Annotated in this window: 3 protein-coding genes; 1 reads left to right on the top strand and 2 read right to left on the bottom strand. The window is 34.3% G+C overall.

Annotated features, from left to right (window positions below; genetic code table 11):
- The first annotated feature begins 110 nt into the window (after positions 1–110).
- Positions 111–650: a GNAT family N-acetyltransferase gene (locus A9239_RS14805; RefSeq protein ID WP_080941561.1), complete on the top strand. Its 540-nt coding sequence runs from the start codon at positions 111–113 to the stop codon at positions 648–650.
- A 178-nt stretch (positions 651–828) separates the two neighbouring features.
- Here A9239_RS14805 and A9239_RS14800 read toward each other — a convergent pair whose 3' ends face one another.
- Both A9239_RS14800 and A9239_RS14795 read right to left on the bottom strand, forming a co-directional pair.
- Positions 829–1230 carry a DUF3303 domain-containing protein gene (locus A9239_RS14800; RefSeq protein ID WP_230628859.1) on the bottom strand — a complete coding sequence of 134 codons (402 nt, stop codon included), beginning with the start codon at positions 1228–1230 and terminating at the stop codon, positions 829–831.
- A gap of 355 nt (positions 1231–1585) precedes the next feature.
- On the bottom strand, positions 1586–1870 hold the full coding sequence (locus A9239_RS14795; RefSeq protein WP_052712887.1) for a YkvA family protein: 285 nt from the start codon (positions 1868–1870) through the stop codon (positions 1586–1588).
- Between the last annotated feature and the right edge of the window lie 669 nt (positions 1871–2539).

The following is a 2539-nucleotide window of genomic DNA, read 5'->3' as shown; positions in this document are numbered from 1 at the left end:
GTTTCATAAACTTAGTCTCTATTCAGTTTTATAAATTCAGTTTCATAAATTTAGTTTCATTAAACCTATGAAATTATCTATATCTATCGATTTAATAAAGGAATCAAAAAATGTCAGGGCCTGAAATGAAACTTACAGAGGATAAAATAAAGTTCACAGAAGACGGAGTAAAACCTGGATTGAAAATCCGCGCCGCAGAAATTAAAGATGTACACTTGATTCTTGAGTTCGTTAAAGGCATTGCAAGGTTTGAAAACCTTTCCCACCTGGTCACAGCGACAGAAGAAACCCTGGCAGATGCCATGTTTGGAAATAAACCCTATGCCGAGGTTTTCTTTGCTGAATTGGATGGGGTTCCGGTCGGGTTTACTGTTTTTTTCCACAATTTCTCTACTTTTGTGGGAAAGCCTGGGCTCTATATCGAGGACATTTTTGTAAAACCTGAGTTTCGGGGAAAAGGAATCGGGAAAGCAATGTTTCTCCACTGTGTAAAGCTTGCAAAAGAAAGAAACTGCGGAAGAATAGAATGGGCAGTCCTTGAATGGAACCCTGCAAGGGAATTTTACAAACATCTTGGAGGAAGCCCTGCAGATGGGTGGCAGATTTATCGGATGGATGAAGAAAAATTTGAAAGTGCATTTGAAAAATGAATTTGAGGTAAAATTTCTCAACAGAGCTAAAGTTGGTTTCTGATCACGATTTCTACGTTGGAACCAGCTCTTTACCTTGTGGCCGGGTCTTTATATTCGGGTCTTTATGTTGGAACTAAGTTTTTAAGTTGGACTACGTTTTTGAGTTGAATCTAGATCTTCATGTTGGATCTAAGTTTCACGTTACATCTTCCTGCTGAATATAAGAGTGGTGTTCAAGGCGTTCAATTCTCTTTTCAAGGTTCCCTATTTGCTTAAGAAGTTCCTCTGAGGCTTTTCCTCCCTCGCCCTGCTCAGCTTCTGGACCTTCTCCTCCGGTTTTCTCGGCAAATTTTTGGGCAAGCTGCATAAATTTATCTAGTTTCATAACCGGAAACGTTTCGAATTTGCACAGCCCTGTAAATGGAAAAACGGATGCTGCATATGTTTTTTCGTCTTCAGTTTCATATATTATAAACGTGCGGTATCCAGTAAGGTCAGTCCATTCCTCAATTACTTTTATTCCCTTCGGGTAGTCATAATTCGCATAGAATTCCGCAACTTTTAGGGAGTCTTTCGGCTCCCAAGTTATTATATCCATCAGTAACATTTCCTCATACCCCCAATATCAAAATTGGTTTGAATCCCATTTCATCGAAATTTTGTTCTACCAAACTCGAATCAGCTTTAAAAATACATCTGGTAAAGTTAAGTATTGTGTTTCTCTTCAAACGGGCATATACTTTTAGGAACAAATGTTCAGCAAAACAGGTACGAAAAACGTTTTTATTTTTGTTTGCTCTGTTTGAGATCTGTCTGAGATAAAGCTCAAGTTGTCTCTGGTTAAAATATTAAGAAATTTTATAACCTTGTGCCAGAGTTAAGTCTAAATAGATCCTGAGTAGAATTTAAAAAACGAAAATCTAAGAATTACACCGCATTTTCTGGCTAGAAAATTATTTACTTAAAATCTGAACATAGTTTTCTATATACACATTTTTGGGTACTGATCTCATTGCAATGTATAAAAGCACAGGGACGATTATTATATCATCAATATGACCAATTACAGGTATGAAATCTGGTATTAAATCAATTGGTGATAATGCATAGCCTATGGCGATCCATAACAGTATTTTTGCGGTTTTGGGAGTTCTAGGATCTACATATATAAGTTTGCATAGTTCTATGTACTTTTTTGCATTATTCTTTATTTCTTTTAGTTTCAACATAACTAACATAAATACAGAACTGATTGTTTATAAATAATTATCTGTATTATTTAAAATATATATTTAATATTATGTAAAAACGATACTCTGGTCGGTGAATAATTTCGTAAAAATGAGCAAATCACGACTTTAAGAGTATTTAATAAAAGGACTCTGCAACTTGGACGCAGATGCATTGTGGAGTGAGACTCTTATTTTGAGATTGAGGGATATAAAAAAATCTTTATCTAAATTTTTTAACTTATTAAACTTCTCTTATAAGCCATAAACTACAACTTTCGGGGATGAAATACTTTATATAGTTAGTTTACAAATAAATTATTAATTTATGCCGGAAATTTTGGGGGGGTCTGGTTGTTGGATATATTTTTCTCTTAGCTACTATCTTAAAATTTAATAATCTTTGTTCTCTAATTTTTCATATATTAAGGTTCGAATTTTGCAAAATTATATATTATTTTAAAAATACTTCAACTTTTCTATTTAATGGCATATAGGAAAATTTTTCAAAAAGTTTTGCTATTGATGTCATGATTAATATGAACAAAAAATATCTACAGCTCGTAATGTTAAGTACATTAGGCTTGCTTTTGATTGCAAACACCGCTGCTGCAGACACCTATCTAACTTGGTGTGGTAAAGAGTGGTGCGTAAGAGACGGAACTGGTAATCCTGGTA

Source organism: Methanosarcina sp. A14, from assembly GCF_001729375.1.
Classification (GTDB): domain Archaea; phylum Halobacteriota; class Methanosarcinia; order Methanosarcinales; family Methanosarcinaceae; genus Methanosarcina; species Methanosarcina barkeri.
Note: the sequence above shows the minus strand (reverse complement) of the source record. Positions and strands in the feature narration are given on the sequence as shown.